The sequence below is a fragment of the Roseomonas sp. CCTCC AB2023176 genome, assembly GCF_042259275.1.
Classification (GTDB): Bacteria; Pseudomonadota; Alphaproteobacteria; order Acetobacterales; family Acetobacteraceae; genus Roseomonas.
Map to the genome: position 1 here is coordinate 3,320,105 of NZ_CP170086.1, position 16,311 is coordinate 3,336,415.

The 16,311-nt window shown below is 71.4% G+C and carries 18 protein-coding genes and 2 pseudogenes; 11 read left to right on the forward strand and 9 right to left on the reverse strand.

Annotation, left to right across the window (positions count from 1 at the left end):
• Nucleotides 1-15 precede the first annotated feature (15 nt).
• Entirely contained in the window at nt 16-1,167 is a 1,152-nt protein-coding gene (locus ACE7GA_RS16630) for an HlyD family efflux transporter periplasmic adaptor subunit (RefSeq protein ID WP_376088712.1), read from the forward strand.
• Between the two features lie 154 nt (nt 1,168-1,321).
• A pseudogene (locus ACE7GA_RS16635) lies at nt 1,322-2,698 on the forward strand (DHA2 family efflux MFS transporter permease subunit); the annotation flags it as partial.
• Nucleotides 2,699-2,917: 219 nt separating this feature from the next.
• Here the strand turns inward: ACE7GA_RS16635 and ACE7GA_RS16640 are convergent.
• Nucleotides 2,918-4,420: an MDR family MFS transporter gene (locus tag ACE7GA_RS16640; RefSeq protein WP_376088715.1), complete on the reverse strand. Its 1,503-nt coding sequence runs from the start codon at nt 4,418-4,420 to the stop codon at nt 2,918-2,920.
• 316 nt (nt 4,421-4,736) lie between these two features.
• Here ACE7GA_RS16640 and ACE7GA_RS16645 point away from each other — a divergent pair, with 316 nt between their 5' ends.
• From ACE7GA_RS16645 to ACE7GA_RS16655, 3 genes are all read left to right on the forward strand, one after another.
• Nucleotides 4,737-5,846, forward strand: coding sequence for an Ldh family oxidoreductase (locus ACE7GA_RS16645; RefSeq protein WP_376088718.1), 1,110 nt, complete (start codon nt 4,737-4,739; stop codon nt 5,844-5,846).
• A 40-nt stretch (nt 5,847-5,886) separates the two neighbouring features.
• A complete protein-coding gene (locus ACE7GA_RS16650) occupies nt 5,887-6,132 on the forward strand; it encodes a type II toxin-antitoxin system Phd/YefM family antitoxin (RefSeq protein WP_376088721.1) in 246 nt (81 codons plus the stop codon).
• Between the two features lie 119 nt (nt 6,133-6,251).
• Nucleotides 6,252-6,380, forward strand: coding sequence for a hypothetical protein (locus ACE7GA_RS16655; RefSeq protein WP_376088724.1), 129 nt, complete (start codon nt 6,252-6,254; stop codon nt 6,378-6,380).
• Nucleotides 6,381-6,555: 175 nt separating this feature from the next.
• On the opposite strand, the gene ACE7GA_RS16660 is transcribed toward ACE7GA_RS16655, so the two are convergent.
• Nucleotides 6,556-7,320: a thiazole synthase gene (locus ACE7GA_RS16660; RefSeq protein WP_376100317.1), complete on the reverse strand. Its 765-nt coding sequence runs from the start codon at nt 7,318-7,320 to the stop codon at nt 6,556-6,558.
• Nucleotides 7,321-7,357: 37 nt separating this feature from the next.
• Nucleotides 7,358-7,579: a sulfur carrier protein ThiS gene (thiS, locus tag ACE7GA_RS16665; RefSeq protein ID WP_376088727.1), complete on the reverse strand. Its 222-nt coding sequence runs from the start codon at nt 7,577-7,579 to the stop codon at nt 7,358-7,360.
• A gap of 128 nt (nt 7,580-7,707) precedes the next feature.
• Between thiS and aroQ the strand changes: the two genes are divergently transcribed.
• The 6 genes and pseudogenes from aroQ to aat all read left to right on the forward strand — a co-directional run bounded on the left by aroQ (nt 7,708) and on the right by aat (nt 11,410).
• A complete protein-coding gene (gene aroQ / locus ACE7GA_RS16670; RefSeq protein ID WP_376088730.1) occupies nt 7,708-8,163 on the forward strand; it encodes a type II 3-dehydroquinate dehydratase in 456 nt (151 codons plus the stop codon).
• 10 nt (nt 8,164-8,173) lie between these two features.
• Nucleotides 8,174-8,649, forward strand: a pseudogene (accB, locus tag ACE7GA_RS16675) (acetyl-CoA carboxylase biotin carboxyl carrier protein).
• Nucleotides 8,650-8,652: 3 nt separating this feature from the next.
• On the forward strand, nt 8,653-10,008 hold the full coding sequence (gene accC / locus ACE7GA_RS16680) for an acetyl-CoA carboxylase biotin carboxylase subunit (RefSeq protein WP_376088733.1): 1,356 nt from the start codon (nt 8,653-8,655) through the stop codon (nt 10,006-10,008).
• A gap of 48 nt (nt 10,009-10,056) precedes the next feature.
• Complete coding sequence (locus ACE7GA_RS16685; RefSeq protein ID WP_376088736.1) at nt 10,057-10,317, forward strand: hypothetical protein; 261 nt, start codon at nt 10,057-10,059, stop codon at nt 10,315-10,317.
• A 29-nt stretch (nt 10,318-10,346) separates the two neighbouring features.
• Entirely contained in the window at nt 10,347-10,754 is a 408-nt protein-coding gene (locus tag ACE7GA_RS16690) for a type II toxin-antitoxin system VapC family toxin (RefSeq protein WP_376100320.1), read from the forward strand.
• Complete coding sequence (gene aat / locus ACE7GA_RS16695; RefSeq protein WP_376088739.1) at nt 10,751-11,410, forward strand: leucyl/phenylalanyl-tRNA--protein transferase; 660 nt, start codon at nt 10,751-10,753, stop codon at nt 11,408-11,410. Before ACE7GA_RS16690 ends, aat begins: the two co-directional genes overlap by 4 nt.
• Before the next feature lie 7 nt (nt 11,411-11,417).
• On the opposite strand, the gene ACE7GA_RS16700 is transcribed toward aat, so the two are convergent.
• From ACE7GA_RS16700 to ACE7GA_RS16725, 6 genes are all read right to left on the reverse strand, one after another.
• Nucleotides 11,418-12,830 (reverse strand): trehalose-6-phosphate synthase, encoded by a 1,413-nt coding sequence (locus tag ACE7GA_RS16700; protein WP_376100323.1) that lies wholly within the window; start codon nt 12,828-12,830, stop codon nt 11,418-11,420.
• A 274-nt stretch (nt 12,831-13,104) separates the two neighbouring features.
• Nucleotides 13,105-13,848, reverse strand: a complete 744-nt coding sequence (gene otsB / locus ACE7GA_RS16705; RefSeq protein WP_376088743.1) for a trehalose-phosphatase — start codon at nt 13,846-13,848, stop codon at nt 13,105-13,107.
• Nucleotides 13,849-13,917: 69 nt separating this feature from the next.
• Nucleotides 13,918-14,283: a DUF2155 domain-containing protein gene (locus ACE7GA_RS16710; RefSeq protein ID WP_376088746.1), complete on the reverse strand. Its 366-nt coding sequence runs from the start codon at nt 14,281-14,283 to the stop codon at nt 13,918-13,920.
• Complete coding sequence (locus ACE7GA_RS16715; protein WP_376088749.1) at nt 14,280-14,510, reverse strand: hypothetical protein; 231 nt, start codon at nt 14,508-14,510, stop codon at nt 14,280-14,282. Before ACE7GA_RS16715 ends, ACE7GA_RS16710 begins: the two co-directional genes overlap by 4 nt.
• Nucleotides 14,507-15,037, reverse strand: coding sequence for an outer membrane lipid asymmetry maintenance protein MlaD (gene mlaD, locus ACE7GA_RS16720; protein ID WP_376088752.1), 531 nt, complete (start codon nt 15,035-15,037; stop codon nt 14,507-14,509). Before mlaD ends, ACE7GA_RS16715 begins: the two co-directional genes overlap by 4 nt.
• Before the next feature lie 18 nt (nt 15,038-15,055).
• Nucleotides 15,056-15,412, reverse strand: coding sequence for an NADH:ubiquinone oxidoreductase subunit NDUFA12 (locus ACE7GA_RS16725; RefSeq protein WP_376088755.1), 357 nt, complete (start codon nt 15,410-15,412; stop codon nt 15,056-15,058).
• Between the last annotated feature and the right edge of the window lie 899 nt (nt 15,413-16,311).

Here is a 16,311-nt window from a genome sequence, read left to right on the forward strand (position 1 = left end):
CGGTTCAGTCCTGCCATGAACGCCTCTGCCCGCCCCATCCCCGATCCTGAGATCCGCGTCAGCGAGCCTGCGCCGCCCCCGCCGCGCCGCTCCCGCCTCCGTCGTCTGCTGCCCGTCATCGGCCTCGTCGCCGCTGTCGGCGCCGGGCTGGGCGGGACGTGGTGGTGGAACGTCGCTCGGTTCCTGGAGAGTACCGACAACGCCTATGTCGGCGGCGACATTTCCGTCCTCTCCCCCCGGATCGAGGGCGACGTCGCGAGAATCCTCGTCGCCGACAACGCGACGGTCACCGCCGGCCAGCCCCTGATCGAACTGGAGGACCGCGACGCCCGCGCCCGCCGCGACCAGGCCGCCGCCAACCTTGCCGAGGCCGAGGCGAGCATCGGCACCATCGCGGCGCAGCGGGGCCAGGCCGAGGCCGCGATCGCCCAGGCCCAGGCCGGCATCGCCGAAGCGGACGCCGAGCGCGTGCGCGCCGCCGCCGACGCCGCGCGCACCGGCAGCCTCGTCGCCGGTGGCTTCGCCTCGCGCCAGACGAACGACCTGAACATCGCGAACCAGCGCAAGGCCGAGGCCGCCGTGCAGTCAGCCCAGGCCAACCTGCGCTCGGCGCAGCAGCAACTGCCGGTGCTCGACGCCCAGGCCCGCGCCGCCGTCGCCCGCCGCGATGCTGCCGCGGCCGCCCTCGCTCTCGCCGAGAGCAACGTCGCCTACACCGTGATCCGCGCGCCCTTCGACGGCATCGCCGGCAACCGTGCGGCCCAGCCCGGCCAGCACGTGCGCCCGGGCCAGAACCTCATCGCCGTCGCCCCGCCCGCCGAGCGGCAATTCATCACGGCGAACTTCAAGGAGACGCAGATCCGCCGCATGCGTGTCGGCCAGCCGGTGGACCTGAACCTGGACGCCGGCGGCGTGCTGCACGGCACGGTGGACAGCCTTGCGCCGGCCACCGGCTCCCTGTTCTCCCTGCTGCCGCCGGAGAACGCGACGGGCAACTTCACGAAGATCGTCCAGCGCGTTCCCGTGCGCATCGCCCTCGCCCCGGGCCAGGACGTGTCCCGCCTGCGCCCCGGCCTGTCGGTCGAGGCGGAGGTGGACACGCGCGACGACCCGAACGCGCCGCGCGGCGTGATCGCCGCCACGGCCTCCGCCCTGAACCTTCGCTGAACCGGGAGGCGCCGCCATGTCCGTAACGTCAGCGCGGCTCGGCCGCGCTCCAGCCGGCGGCGTCCCCGCGGCCCGCCCCGCCCCGATCGCCTCGGGCAAGCACGTCACCGGCAGGCAGTTCGTCGGCTTCATGACGATGGTGCTCGGCATGTTCATGGCGATCCTGGACATCCAGATCGTCTCGGCGAGCATCTCCGACATCCAGGCCGGCCTCGCCGCCTCGCCTGACGAGGCCTCCTGGGTCCAGACCTCCTACCTCATTGCGGAGATCGTCATGATCCCGCTGTCGGGCTTCCTGTCTCGCCTGTTGTCCACGCGCGTGCTGTTCACGATCTCCGCCGCGGGCTTCACGGTCTTCTCGCTGCTCTGCGCCCTCGCGAGCAGCCTGCCGATGATGATCGTCTTTCGCGCCATGCAGGGCTTCCTCGGCGGCGCCATGATCCCGACCGTCTTCGCGACGGCCTTCATCCTCTTCCCCGCGGAGCGCCGGGCCGGCATCTCCGTCCTCATTGGCCTGACCGCGACGCTCGCGCCCACCATCGGCCCGACGCTCGGCGGGCTGCTGACCGAGAGCCTGTCCTGGCACTGGCTCTTCCTTATCAACGTCCCGATCGGTGCCTTCATCGCGATCGTCGTCTGGGCCACGCTCGACATCGACAAGGGCGACCGCAGCCTGCTGCGCCAGTTCGACTGGTGGGGGCTCGGCGCCATGGCGCTCTTCCTCGGCTGCCTCGAATACGTCATGGAAGAAGGTCCGCGCTGGGACTGGCTCGACGACCCGACGGTCGCGGCCGCCGCCTTCCTCTGCGTGTCCGGCGCCCTCGTCTTCTTCTGGCGCGCCTTCACCGCGCCGCAGCCGATCGTGGAGCTGCGCGCCTACCGCAACGCGAACTTCGCCTTCGGCTCGCTGTTCTCCTTCATCGTGGGCGTAGGGCTCTACGGCGCGGTCTACCTCATCCCGCTCTTCCTCGGGCGCATCCGCGGCTACAACTCGCTCCAGATCGGCGAGACGATGTTCGTCACGGGCCTCGCGATGTTCATCGCGGCTCCCGTCATCGGGCGGCTGAGCAAGGTGATGGACATCCGCATCCTCCTCGCGGGCGGGCTCGCCATGACCGGCTACGCCATGTGGCTGACGTCCCGCCTGACCGCCGACTCCGCCCTGCCAGAACTCTGGCTGCCGCTGTCGCTGCGCGGGATCGGCACGATGATGACGATGGTGCCGGTGAACCAGATCGCGCTGGGCACCCTGCCGCCGGCGATGCTGAAGAACGCCTCCGGCCTCTACAACCTCATGCGCAACCTCGGCGGCGCCGTGGGGCTGGCGATGATAAACACGCTGGTGATCGACCGCTCCGCCTTCCACCGGCTCCATCTGTCGGAGGCCCTGACCTGGGCCCGCTCCGGCGTGACGTCGTCGGTGGATGCCATCTCCGCCGGCCTGGCGGGGCGCCTCGGCGATGCCGCCGACCTTGCCGCCCTCCGCCGCGTCGCGAACCTTCTCACGCGGGAGGCTACGATCCTCGCCTACAACGACGTCCTCGTCGTCATCGCCGTCCTGTTCTTCCTGGCGGTGCCGCTGGTGTACTTCGTCACGCTGCCGAAGCCCGGCGCGGGGGCGCGGCGCACTGACCCGCCCCCGCCCGGGCGCCACGCCCGCGGCGGTGGATGGGTTGGCTGCCCGCGACAACTGGAGGTCCCCGGGGCGCCGGCGTTCCGCCGGGGACGGGCATGCGGTTCGTCCGAACCGTCAGCGGCGTCCGCCCGCGCCCGTCGCGGGACGCGCCTCGAGCGCTACGCGGGGCACGAAGGCCGCGGCGAGCACGGCGAGGACTGCGATCCCCAGCATGACGAGGAAGGTCGCGTGCAGCGATCGCCCGAGGGCGAGCTGAACGGCGACGTCCATCGTATTCGTCGGCGCGTCGAGGAGCTGCCGGATTTGCTCGGAGTCGAGCATCGGGGCCCCGCCCTGGCCCGAGGCGAGTCCAAGGTTGAGCACCGCCCCCAGCGCGACGGCGCCGAGCGTGCTGCCGAGGTTGCGGAAGAAGATGCTGGACGCGGTGGCCGAGGCCCGTTCCTCCCAACCGACGCTGCCCTGCACGATCATGATGGCCGCGCTGTTCAGGAAGCCCATCCCCAGCCCCATGACGAAGGAGCCGACGCCTGCCGGGATGACCGAGCTCCCCGGCCCGAGCAGCGCGATGAAGGCCGCCCCGACCGGCAGCAGCGCCGCGCCGCAGAGGAGGATGGGCCGCAGCCCGAAACGCGCCATCTGCCGCGCCGCGATCGTCGCGCCGATCGGCCAGCCCAGCACCGTCATCGTGAGCGCAAAGCCCGCGACCATGGCGGATTGACGCAGCACCCCCTGCACGTACATCGGCAGGAAGGTCGTGAGCCCGACGAGCGACATGCCGCCGAGCAGCGTCACGGCATTGGCGGTCGCGATCGGCCGCCGCCCGAGCAGGCCGAAGTTCATCATCGGGTCCCGCGCCCGCCGTTCCTGCAGCACGAAGAGCGGGATGCTCACGGCGAAGAGGCCGGCGGCCGCCAGCGCGATCCCGTGTCCCGACGCGCCGATCCCGGTCAGGGCGACCATGAGCGACGCCACGCTCACCGTGAAGATCGCGGCCCCCAGCACATCCACGCTCCGCTCCGCCGGCGCGATGTTCTCGTGCAGGTAGGCGGCGAAGCCCGCCGCCGCGGCGACGCCGATCGGGACGTTGATCCAGAACAGCCAGGCCCAGTGCAGGTGCCCGATCATGAAGGCCCCGACCAGCGGCCCGATCACCGACGACACGCCCCAGACGCTGGCGAGGTAACCCTGGACCTTGGCCCGCTGCGGCCCGGGATAGAGGTCGCCGACGACGGTGATGCAGACCGGCTGGATCGCCCCGGCGCCCACGCCCTGGATGAGGCGGAAGGCGATGAGCGACGGCATGGACCAGGCCAGCCCGCAGAGGACCGAGCCCCCCAGGAAGATGCCGATCCCGACCAGCAGCACGGGCTTGCGGCCATACAGGTCCGCCAGCTTGCCGAAGGCGACCGTCGCCGCGGTCTGGGTCAGCAGGAAGGACGAGAAGACCCAGGAGTAGAGGTGGAGGTCCCCGAGCTGCCCCGCGATCTGCGGCATGGCGGTGGAGACGATGGTCGCCTCGATCGCGATCATGAAGAGCGCCGCCATGACGGACGCGATCACGAGGGCGCGGCGGGTCGTCGGCGCGGCGGCAGGCCGTCCGTCCGGACTGTTCGGCATCGCGGCTTATTGGATGCCGCGGGGGATGCTGTCGACCGCCCGTCCCCGCCAGAAGATGGCAACGGCGGAATCGTGAGCGGGATGAGGACAGGGCGCCGGGGGGGCAGCGTTGCTACCGCGGGGTGGTCCTGCCGCAGCGAACGGCGCCGTCGCTTCGTGACCGTCGCGCGTGGCCCGTCGCCGCATGGGGCGAGGCTGTGGTCCGGCCTGGAGCCTTGCGCATCCGCAAACGATCGGGAGATCGTGGTTCGCCCGTGTTGGAAGCGGGGGCAGGATGGGGTTCCGGGCGGCAGCAGGTCGCGCGATCCTCCGCCCGATGACCACCCCCGATCCCGCCCCGCGCATCCCTGCCGAACTGCTGCGCGCTCAGGCCGGCGCCATCCTCCGTGCCTGGGGCCTGGACGAGGCGGACGCGGCGACCACCGCCGAGGTCCTCGTGGACGCCGACCTCAAGGGCATCGAGTCCCACGGCACCTCGATGCTCGAGGTCTACGCACCGATGGTCCGCGCCGGGCAGATCCGCCTGGACGCGAAGCCCCGCATCCTCCGCGAAAGCGCCAGCACCGCCCTGGTCGACGGCATGGCCGCGATGGGGCATCCGACCGGCCGCTTCGCGATGGACCTCGCGATCCGGAAGGCCGAGGCTGCGGATGTCGGCGTCGTCGCGGTGCGCAACGCCAACCACTTCGGCGCCTGCGGCACCTATGCCGAGCGCGCGGTACGCCGCGGCCTGATCGCGATGGTCTCCTGCGCCACGCGCCTGGCCACCGTCGTGCCGACGGGCGGCGCCACGCCCATGCTCGGCACCAACCCCTTCGCCTTCGCCGCGCCCGCCGGCCGGCACCCGCCCGTCGTGCTCGACATGGCGACGAGCGTCGTCCCCTCGAACCGCATCCGCGTCTACGGCGTCCAGGGCAAGGGCATCCCCGCCGGCTGGGTCGTGGACGGGGAGGGGAGGGACGTGACCGACGCCGAGCTCGGCTACCGCCTCCTGCGGGAACGGGTCGGCGGCCTCACGCCCCTCGGCGGCGGCTCCACGCTGACGGGCGGGCACAAGGGCTACGGCCTCGGCCTCTTCGCCCAGATCCTCGGCGCGACGCTCGCCGGCGCCTCCTTTACCCCGCTGCGGCTGCGGACCCAGGGCCCGGCAGACCCCGACGACATCGGCCTGTTCTTCCTCGCCCTGAACCCCGCCGCCTTCCGGCCGCTGGAGGAGTTCACGGCCGACCTGGACGACGTGCTCGACACGTTGCGCGAGGCGCCGCGGGCCGATCCGGCGCAGCCGGTGCGCATCCCTGGTGACCCGGAATGGGAAGAGCGCGCGAGGCGAGAAGCGACGGGCCTCCCGATGGCACCTGCCGTCATGAGCCGCCTTCGCGCCGTGGCCCGGGATTCCGGCTGCGCGTGGCTGCTGGGAGCGTGTTGAACGGATTGGTAGAACCGTTCCTACATCGAGCATGCGGACAATGACCAGCCGTGCGTTCAACCAGGACACCGGCTCAGCCAAGCGCCCGGCACGGGAGGGCCCGGTCCGCATTACGGACCGGGACAAGCCTTCCCAGGTCCTCATGACGATCCATGAGTATGAGCGGCTGGCGGCGGGCGCGGAGCCGAACGCCCTCGACCTCTTCGGGATGGTGGAGCCCTGCGACGTGGAGTTCGATCCGAAGCTTTCGCGCGAGGTCTGGAGCGACAAGGTGACCTTCGACTGACTTCACTGCTCGACACGAACGTCGTCTCGGAACTCCGCAAGGCCCCGACGGGCGGAGCAGACCGCAAGGTCGTTGACTGGATATCCGGACAGCCTGCGCGCACGCTGCTCCTGTCGGTGATGACGCTGTTGGAGCTGGAAAAGGGTGTCCTGCGGATCGAGCGGCGTGATCCGGTGGCGGGTGCCGTCTTCCGCCGCTGGCTAGACGGCACCATCATCCGCCACTTGGCAGCCGCGCCCTGCCGGTGATCCCGCGGTCGCCCGGATCTGCGCCCGCCTGAACGTCCCAGGCCCACGGCCGGCCTACGACTTTCTTATCGCGGCCACCGCCCTGGTCCACGGCCTGACCGTCGTTACCCGCAACGTCGCGGACTTCACGCCGATGGACCTTCCCGTCCCGAACTCCTGAGACGCCTGAGCCGATCTACGGCGCGATCAGCCCGGTCATCGGGGAGGACGCATCGGCCTCGTACCCCCGCCGCATCCGCCCGGCGAGGAAGGCATGCCGCCCCGCCTCTACCGCCGCCTTCATGGCCCGCGCCATCCGCACGGGATCGCGGGCATGGGCGATGGCGGAGTTCAGCAGCACCGCGTCGCAGCCCAGTTCCATCGCCTGCGCCGCCTCGCTTGCCGTCCCGATCCCGGCATCCACCAGCACGGGCACCGTCGCCTGCCGCTTGATGGACTGGATCATGTAGGGGTTGGCGATCCCGAGCCCCGACCCGATCGGTGCGCCCAGCGGCATGATGGCGACGCAGCCCATCTCCTCCAGCCGCTTCGCGGCGACCGGGTCGTCGGCGCAATAGACCATGACCTGGAAGCCGTCGCGGATCAGCGCCTCGGCCGCTTCCACCGTCGCGGCCATGTCGGGATAGAGGAAGGGCGGCGGCCCCAGGACCTCGAGCTTCACGAGGTTCCAGCCCCCGGCCTCCCGCGCCAGCCGCAGCGTGCGGACCGCGTCCTTCGCGGTGTGGCAGCCCGCCGTGTTTGGCAGGTATGTGTAGCGGTTCGGCGGCACGTAGTCCTGCAGCATCGGCGCCGCCGGGTCAGACAGGTTCACGCGCCGCACCGCGACCGTGACCATTTCGGCGCCCGAGGCCTCGATCGCCGCGGCCGTCTCCTCCAGCGACTTGTACCGCCCCGTGCCGACGACCAGCCGCGAGCGGAAGCGGTGCCCCCGACCTCCCAGGTGTCGTCGGCGGCCGCGGTGGTCAGCCCGTCCATGGTCAGCCGCCCCCGATGAAGTGGACGATCTCGATCGCGTCGCCGGCCGCGAGCGCCGTCGTGCCGTAGGCGGAGCGGGGCACGATCTCCTCGTTCCGCTCCACCGCGACCTTCCGACCGTCAAGGCCGATCGCGGCCAGGAGGTCGGTCACGGAGGAGCCCGCGGGGAATTCCCGTGCTTCCCCGTTCAGGGTGATCCGCACTGCCGACACCGTCTCCGACATGCCCGGCATGTGGACCGGGCCCCGCCGCGGGACAAGCGCGGCGGGCCCGCGACACGGGCGCGACAGGCCCGCGCTTGCCGCCGGCCCCCACCCCTGCTAGCCCGCCGCCCACTCTACGGGACCCCGCCTTGGAACCGCCGCTGATCGCCGTCCTCAACGGCCCCAACCTCAACCTGCTCGGCACGCGCGAGCCGGAGAAGTACGGCTCTGCCACACTCGACGACGTTGAGGCCCTGTGCGCCGAGACGGCGGACGAACTCGGCCTGGCCATCGATTTCCGACAGACCAACGGCGAGGGCGAGCTAATCTCCTGGGTGCAGGAATGCCGTGGCCGGGCCGCCGGGATCGTCATCAACCCCGCCGGATACTCCCACACCTCGGTCGCCCTGATGGACTCGCTGCTCGCGGTCGAGCTGCCGGTCGTCGAGGTCCACATCACCAACATCCACCGGCGCGAGGCCTTCAGGCACCACTCCTACGTCTCGCGCGCGGCCACCGGCGTCATCTGCGGCCTCGGCGTCGGGGGCTACTCCCTCGCGCTCCGGGCGATGGCCGGCCTTATCGTACAGGACGAATCAGAATGAGCCCGGCGGCATGAGCGGACTTTCCTTCGACCCCGAGGCGATCCGCGCCCTGGCGAAGATCCTGCGCGAGACCGACCTCACGGAAATCGAACTCGTCGAAAACGAGAGCCGGATCCGCGTCGTCCGCGCCGCGCCGCCGCCGCAGGTCGTCCAGGCCGTGGCCGCGCCGATGGCCGTTGCGCCGGCCCCGGGCGTTGCCCTCGCACCCCCTCCGTCCCGACGACCGCGAGCGAGGAGGTTACGGCGGCCACCCCCGGCGCCATCACGTCCCCAATGGTCGGCGTCGCCTACCTCTCGCCCGAGCCGGGCGCCGCGCCTTTCATCACCCTCGGCGGCAAGGTCGCGCAGGGCCAGACGGTCCTGCTGATCGAGGCGATGAAGACCTTCAACCAGATCAAGGCGCCGAAGTCGGGTACCGTGACCCGCATCCTCATCGAGAACGGCACGCCCGTGGAGTTCGGCGAGCCGATGCTGGTGATCGAGTAAGAAGTGCCCGCCTTCAACAAGATCCTCATCGCCAACCGCGGTGAGATCGCGCTGCGCGTCCATCGCGCGTGCAAGGAGATGGGCATCCGCACCGTCGCGGTGCACTCGACCGCCGACGACACGGCGATGCACGTTCGCCTGGCCGATGAGAGCGTCTGCATCGGCCCGCCCTCCGCCCGCGATTCTTACCTCAATGTCGCCGCCATCCTCTCCGCTGCCACCATCACCGGCGCCGAGGCCATCCACCCCGGCTACGGCTTCCTGTCGGAGAACGCCCGCTTCGCCGAGATGGTGGAGGCCCATGGCCTGACCTTCATCGGCCCGAAGCCCGAGCATATCCGCGTCATGGGCGACAAGATCGCCGCGAAGGACGCCATGCGCCGGCTCGGCGTGCCGCTCGTCCCCGGCTCCCCCGGCGCGCTGGCCTCGCTCGAGGAGGCGCGGGACGTCGCGGCCTCCGTGAAGTACCCCGTCCTCATCAAGGCGGCGGCGGGCGGCGGCGGCCGTGGCATGAAGGTCGCGCATTCCGAGGACGAGCTGGAGGAAGCCTGGCGCGTCGCGCGAACCGAGGCCAAGGCCGCCTTCGGCGACGACAGCGTCTACCTGGAAAAGTACCTCGACCGGCCCCGCCACATCGAGATGCAGGTCCTCGCCGACACCTACGGGAACGTCGTGCATTTCGGCGAACGCGACTGCTCCCTCCAGCGCCGCCACCAGAAACTGGTCGAGGAAGCCGGCTCCCCCGTACTGACGACGGCCGACCGCGAATCCCTCGGCCGCACCGTCACCGCTGCCCTGCGTGAGCTCGGCTACCGCAACGCCGGCACGCTGGAGTTCCTCTGGCAGGACGGCCAGTTCGCCTTCATCGAGATGAACACCCGCCTGCAGGTCGAGCACCCCGTGACCGAGATGGTCTGCGGCGTGGATCTGGTGCGCGAACAGATCCGGGTCGCCGCCGGCGAGCCGCTCGGCTACGACCAGTCCGGCGTCCAGTTCCGCGGCCACGCCATCGAGTGCCGGATCACCGCGGAAGACCCCGTCACCTTCCGCCCGTCGCCCGGTCGCGTGAACGCCTACCACGCCCCCGGCGGCCTCGGCGTCCGGGTCGATTCCGCGCTTTACGCCGGCTACTCCGTCCCGCCCCATTACGACAGCCTCGTGGCGAAGCTCATCGTCCATGGCTCGACCCGGGCCGAGGCCATCGCCCGCTGCCGCCGCGCGCTGACCGAGATGGTGGTGGACGGGATCGCAACGACCATCCCGCTGCATCAGATCATCATGGACGATCCGGAGTTCCAGGCGGGCGACTACACCATCCACTGGCTCGAACGCTTCGTGGCTCGGCACGGGGGCGGGTAGCGCCCGGTTCCGGTGGAAGCGGTTGGGGGTGGTACCTATACTCCGCCCATGGCCACCTACAGCATCGAGGAGGCTCTTGAGCGCCTGCCTGCCTTCCTCCAGCGCGCCGCGCAGGGGGAGGAGGTCATCATAGCCGGCGGTGTCGGGATCAAGGCTTCGCTGAACGCGCTGCGGCGGACGCCGGGACCAATGTCCCCCGAGCGCCTGGCTTGGCTCGACTCGGTGCGCGTGACTCCCGCTCCCGCTCCCGCTCCCGGCGCGCCAAGCGGGCCGGACCTCGTCCGTAGGATGCGGGACGAGGGTCCCTGAGCCTGCGTATCCTCCTCGATACGAGCGCCATCGTCCCGCTCTTCCGCTCCGATTTCTGGACCGATCGGGCCGGCGCGTTTCTCTCGACCGGAGTGGCGCTGGTCGTGTCCTATTTCGCTGCGGCGGAGCTTTCCGCGGTGATCACGCGGGAGGTCCGGATGCGCCCCATGACCCGACAGGCCGGACACGACGCCTTCGACGCCTTCGATGAATGGCGACGGCAGGACACGGAGCCTGCCGTCCTCACGCCTGCCGTCCTCACGCCTGCCGAGGTCTCGCTCGCGACCGTCTGGCTCCGCCGCCTCGATGTGAACCTCCGGGCCCCCGACGCGCTTCATCTCGCGATGGCCTCCCGCCTCGCCCTCCCAGTCCTCACCTGCGACAAGGCCATGGCCACCGCCGCCCGCGCCCTCGGCATGGAGGTCGCCGACCCATGAGCCGCCGTCACCTCGCCCTCACCCCCGACCTCGTCCTCCGCGCCTACCGGCTCGGCCTTTTCCCCATGGCCGAAAGCCGCGGCTCCGACCGCCTCTACTGGCTCGACCCGCGGATGCGCGGCGTCCTGCCGCTCGACCGCTTCCACCTGCCGCGCCGCCTGCGCCGCACCGTCCTCTCGGACCGGTTCACGGTCGCGGCCGATGAGGACTTCGCCGGCATCCTCGCCGGCTGCGCCGCCCCGGCACCGGGCCGAGAGGATTCCTGGATCAACCCGGAGATCGAGCGCCTCTTCAACGATCTCCACGCCCTCGGCCATGCGCATTCGATCGAGGTCCGGCAGGACGGGGCCCTCGTCGGCGGCCTCTACGGCGTGCGGATCGGCGCCGCCTTCTTCGGGGAGAGCATGTTCTCGCGCGCGACCGACGCCTCGAAGGTCGCCCTCGTCCACCTGGTCGTTCGGATGCGGCGCGGCGGCTTCACCCTGCTGGACACGCAGTTCCTGACCGACCACCTCGCCCGCTTCGGCGCCGAGGAAATCGCGCAGGCCGAATACCGCCAGATGCTTGCCGCCGCGCTCGACACGCCGGCCACCTGGATCACCGAACTGCCGCGAAGCGTCCTCGAAGCCGAAGTCGCCGTATTGCGGGAAGGCTGAGCCTTCCTCAGGCCGCCTCGCGCGTCGCCGGCCGATCCTCCAGCGGATCGTCGCCCTCCAACGCCCGCAGGAAGTCCGCGGACCAGCCGGACACGTCGCGCTCGATCAACCGCGCGAAGATCGCCGCATGCCGCGCCCGTCTTTCGCCCCGCGGCATCCGCAGCGCCTGATCCAGCGCCTCGGCGACGCCGACCGCATCGAGCGGATTCACCAGCAGCGCCTCCGGCATGCTCTCCGCTGCCCCAGCGAAGCGCGACAAGACCAGCACCCCCGGATCCTCCGGGTCCTGGGCCGCCACGTATTCCTTCGCAACGAGGTTCATGCCGTCCCGCACCGGCGTCACCAGCCCGACGTGGGACACGCGGTAGTATCCCGCCAGCGTCCCCCGGGGCAGCGCGCGGCCGACGTAGCGCACCGGCGTCCAGTCCGCGTCCGCGTACTCGCCGTTGATCGTCCCGGCCAGGCGCTCGATCTCGCGCTTCAGTTCCTTGTAGGACTCCACGTCCTCGCGCGAGCGCGCGGCAACCTGGAGGTAGGTGACGGCGCCGCGGTGCTCTGGCCATCGCTTCAGCAGCGCCGCGAAGGCCCGCATGCGCTCCGGCAGACCCTTCGTGTAATCCAGCCGCTCCGCGCCGATGATGAGGGACCGCCCGGTCAGGCTCGTCACGAGACGTTGCGTCTCCCCGGATGCGGCCTGCTCCCGCGCGAGATCCGCGAACTCCGCGGTCGCGATTCCGATCGGGAACGCCGCCATCCGCGTCCGCCTGCCCCGCAGCCGCACGGAACCGTCCGGACGCACGCGCATCCCCGTCCCCGCCGCCATCGCGTCCTGCAGCCCTGCGACGTCCCTGTTCGTCTGCACGCCGACGAGGTCGTAGCTCAGCAGGTCGCGGATCAGGTCGCCGGCGCAGGGCAGGGTGGACAGCACCGCCCAGGGCGGGAAGGGAATGTGGTGGAAGTACCCGATCCGTTGCCTGGCCCCGAGGCGCCGCAACTCCGCGCCGAGCGGGATCAACTGATAGTCGTGTACCCAGATCGTGTCGTCGCGCTTGAGCAGGGGCAGCAGGTTTTCTGCGAAGCGCCGGTTCACCGCGCGGTAGGTCTCCGATGCCGCCCGATCGTACTGCATCAGCCCGAGACGGAAGTGGAAGAGAGGCCAGAGCGTAGCGTTGGAATGGCGCAGGTAGAATCCGTCGTATTCGCTGCTGGCGAGGTCCATCACGGCGTAATCCACGCCGCTGCGCCGGGCCCGACGCACCACGTCCGGCGCGTCCGGCGCGACGGTGCCGCTCCATCCGAACCACAGACCACCGCGGCGCGCGAAGGCATCGGCGAGCGCGACCGCCAATCCACCTGCCGAGGGCACCTCGCCCCGACGCGGCACCGCCACCCGGTTCGAGACGACGACGAGCCGCCCCATCAGCTCGCCGCCCCCTGGACCTTGCATCTCCCGGCGCGACCCGGCGAGTCCCGCCAAGTCATCCGCCTCCGCCCGCCGGCGGGGGGCTGCCCGGGCGCCTCGCGTCCTGTCCTGTCCCACCCCACCACGGCCCACCCTTCCACGGCCGGGAAAACCCCGTACGGAAGACGCGGTTGCGCAAAACACGGCTGCCCACCAGGAGCCCTAACGCAGGATAAGCGATGCCGCATGGCGATGCGGCGGCTTCGACCCATGCCAGGTGACCTGCCAGCTTTCACGCGGTGATACGGTGCCGGACGAAGCGGCCCAGCCAATCGCGGACCAGTGCTGGTCGCCCGTCGAAATCCACCGGTACGCGAAGGCCTCCGCCGCCATATGCCGCGGCTGCCGCGATCCCGTCCTCGTCCGTCACGTCGTCACCGATGAAGATCGGCTTGCGGCCATGGAACGGCGGCACGGCCATGAAGCGGTGCACCGCGCCACCCTTGTCGGCCACGAGCGGCCGCAACTCCATCGCGGCGTGTGCCGGGACGAGTCGGAAGCCGTGATCCGCCGCCGCGCCGCCGAGCAGCGCCTCCATGAACGAAACGGCCGCCCCCTCCTCCTCCGGCGCCAGCCGGAAATGCAGGACGATGCCGTGCGTCTTGTGCTCGACGAGCGTGCCCGGCCGTTCCGCCGACCAGGCATCCGCGGCGCGCCGCCAGTCCGGATCGGGGACAGGAAGGGGCGGCGTCCCGGGCAGGGGCGGGTCGAGCACCGCTCCGTGTTCTGCCGCCACCGCGATCGCCGGCACGCCGGCATAGCCTCGCGCAACAGCCAGGGGCCGCCCGGTCACGATCGCCACGGCCCCGTCGAGGCGCGCATGCAGGGCCGCCAACATCGCCGGCAGGCCGGGCGGCACGACCACCTCGTCAGGTCGCGGCGCGATCTCCAGAAGCGTGCCATCCAGGTCCAGGAACAGCGCCGCATCGTCGCCGGGCAGGGGAGGGGATACGTTGTTCGGGCCGGGCGCGGTCATCGTCAGGGTAGGATGTCGGGCAGGCAGGGTGCCGGACAACCCCGGCTCACGCGCCCGTCAGGAGCGTTCTCAGCGACACTCCAGGATGCGCAGGTCGTAGACCGGATGTTCCAGCATGTTCGCGGCCGGGGCGTTGGCGAGCATCCAGCCCCGGAAGGCCGGCGGCGCGTTTCCCGCCGCGAGGTTGTCCCGAACCTCGATGTAGGCCGCGGCATCCGGCACTTCGTCCGGCGGCCGCGCGTTGCAGGCGCGCACCGTGATCGTCAGCGTTCCGTAGCGGATCGGCTGGTCCACGGTTGCGTCGATGATCGCGATCCGCGCCGTGACCTTGTCAAGCGCCTGCAGTTTCGCGACGCGCTTCGGCACCCAGCTCTGCGCCAGCGCCGTGGCCGCGAGCACGAGACCCGCGGCCGCCAGGGCTGTGACCCACCTCAAGCCGCCCGTCGCCTCGGGCTCGGCAGCGCGGCCACGAGGTCGGCCAAGACGCGGCGCATCGCCGCCTCATCCACGCCCATGATCACCGCGTCCTCGAAGGCGTCGCGCAGCACCTGCGCGACCTCCGTGTGGTTCTCCGCCAGCACCTTCAGCTTCTCCCGGCAGGAGAGCGGCTGCCCGTCCGTCCCGGGCCAGAGTTCGGGCGGGGCAAGCGGATCGGCAGTCACCGCGGGGCTCCACCCGCCGGCGCCGGGGCGGGAGCGTTGCCGCCGCCCTCCGCACCCTGCCGGTTCTGGTTCATCTCCGTCACCGAGAAGATGAACCGCCCGAGCAGGCTTTCCAGGGACACCGCGGACTGGGTGATCCGGATCTCCCCCCCGTCCCGCAGCAGGCGTTCCCCGCCGCCCGGCACCAGCGCGACGTACTTCCCGCCCAGCAGCCCCTCCGAGGTGATCTCGGCCGAGGTGTCGTCGGGGATGCGAAGCCCCCCGTCCACGCGCAGGGTCAGGACCGCGAGGAAGGTCTGCGGATCGATCCGCTGCGACACGACGTTTCCTACCTTCACGCCTGCGATCCGCACGTCGGCACCGGGCGCCAGCCCGTCCACCCGGTCGAAGCGCGCCGTCAGTGTGATCCCGGCGGTCGAAGCCATCATGCTCCGCCCCGACCCCGTGATCGCATAGACTAGGAAGCCCCCGGCCACGATGAGGATGGCGAGGCCTGCAAGAACCTCGGCGACGCTCCGCCCCTTCATCCCGTCAGACGTCCGCCATCAGGAACCGGGTGTCCAGGCCTCGTAGTCACCCGCCGTCCGCGCGCGCTCCCCGCCCGAGTAGTCGTGACCCTTCGGCCGATAGGCCTGCGACGTGCCCGTCATGTTGGCCTGGTGCGGCTTCACCCAGGGCAGTTGGCGCGAGGTGTCGAGCGGCGTGTCCGTCGTGTGGTGCAGCCAGCCGAACCAGGCCGGCGGGACGGCGCTCGCCTCGGCCTCGCCCTTGTAGATCACGATCCGGCGCTTCCGGCCGTAGGCCAAGTAGCCCTTCCGGCCCTCGAAATAGGCGTTGCCGTACTCGTCCGTGCCGACGCGGCGGCCGGACAGGCCGGCGAGGAAGAGGCGAAGCTTGAACATGGGGGGCTCCGGAACCGGGGGGCCGGGACGTGTGCACCGCGGCATATGGCACGCCGCTCCCCCAGCGGAAAGGCGTCGGGCGACCCACAGCATCTTGGGCCCGAAACGACCGGCCACCACAAGATCGTGCCTTCACCCCCCAAACCGCGGCGTCTAAGGTGCCGCCATGCCGCTGAGCGCCGCCAAGGAAACGACCGCCTGGGAGGGCATGGCGCTGCGCCGCGTCCGCGCCGCCGTAGACCCGGACTCCCCGGCCCGCGCCGTCGCGCTCCCCGCGGACTGGGAGGACGAGGCGGCCGAGGCGCTCGCCGCCCTTTCGCCCGGTGACGGCCCCGTCTCCCTCCCGCGCCTCGCCGAGACCTGGATCGGCCGCCTGACCGCGCGTGGCCGGAAGCTCGGCATCCTCTCCTCCATCGCCGCGGCCGACGAGATGGCGGAGGCGTTGCGCCTCCTCCTCGCCACCCGCCGCGGGGCGCCGGGCGTCGCGACTTGGCGCGGCGGCGCGGACCCCGAGCCGCGCTTCGTCCTGAGCCTCCCCGCCTTCCATGAGCCGGAGGGCGGCTTCGACGCCGGCGCCTATGCCGAGGCGGTCCGGATTGCCGTCATCGCCCTCGACATCCTCGGCGGCGGCAAGGCGGCGCGGCTGCGTCTGGGCTTCGCCGACCTCGCCGGCCTGCTGGCCGCGCTGCGGTTGGACTACGACTCCGCCGCGGCGCGCGACATCGGCGCCGCCATCGCCGCCCTGACCCGCGGCGCAGCCGAGGCAGCCTCCGGCGAGATTGCCGACCGCCACGGCGCGCGGGAGCCGGTGTCCCTCATCTGGCCGGCCCCGCCGGGCGAAACCGCCATCCCCGGCTTGGCCGACGCCGCCCGCGCCGCCCTCGACGCCGCGGCCGGCG

Excerpts from the sequence above, each read along its gene's own strand:
- aat (WP_376088739.1), top strand. The coding sequence starts at position 10,751 with ATGAGCCGCCGTCACCTCGCCCTCACCCCCGACCTCGTCCTCCGCGCC.
- mlaD (WP_376088752.1), bottom strand. The coding sequence starts at position 15,037 with ATGAAGGGGCGGAGCGTCGCCGAGGTTCTTGCAGGCCTCGCCATCCTC.
- ACE7GA_RS16655 (WP_376088724.1), top strand. The coding sequence starts at position 6,252 with ATGACGCTGTTGGAGCTGGAAAAGGGTGTCCTGCGGATCGAGCGGCGT.
- ACE7GA_RS16645 (WP_376088718.1), top strand. The coding sequence starts at position 4,737 with ATGACCACCCCCGATCCCGCCCCGCGCATCCCTGCCGAACTGCTGCGC.
- ACE7GA_RS16640 (WP_376088715.1), bottom strand. The coding sequence starts at position 4,420 with ATGCCGAACAGTCCGGACGGACGGCCTGCCGCCGCGCCGACGACCCGC.
- ACE7GA_RS16700 (WP_376100323.1), bottom strand. The coding sequence starts at position 12,830 with ATGGGGCGGCTCGTCGTCGTCTCGAACCGGGTGGCGGTGCCGCGTCGG.
- thiS (WP_376088727.1), bottom strand. The coding sequence starts at position 7,579 with ATGTCGGAGACGGTGTCGGCAGTGCGGATCACCCTGAACGGGGAAGCA.
- ACE7GA_RS16650 (WP_376088721.1), top strand. The coding sequence starts at position 5,887 with ATGACCAGCCGTGCGTTCAACCAGGACACCGGCTCAGCCAAGCGCCCG.
- otsB (WP_376088743.1), bottom strand. The coding sequence starts at position 13,848 with ATGACCGCGCCCGGCCCGAACAACGTATCCCCTCCCCTGCCCGGCGAC.
- ACE7GA_RS16630 (WP_376088712.1), top strand. The coding sequence starts at position 16 with ATGAACGCCTCTGCCCGCCCCATCCCCGATCCTGAGATCCGCGTCAGC.
- ACE7GA_RS16725 (WP_376088755.1), bottom strand. The coding sequence starts at position 15,412 with ATGTTCAAGCTTCGCCTCTTCCTCGCCGGCCTGTCCGGCCGCCGCGTC.
- ACE7GA_RS16685 (WP_376088736.1), top strand. The coding sequence starts at position 10,057 with ATGGCCACCTACAGCATCGAGGAGGCTCTTGAGCGCCTGCCTGCCTTC.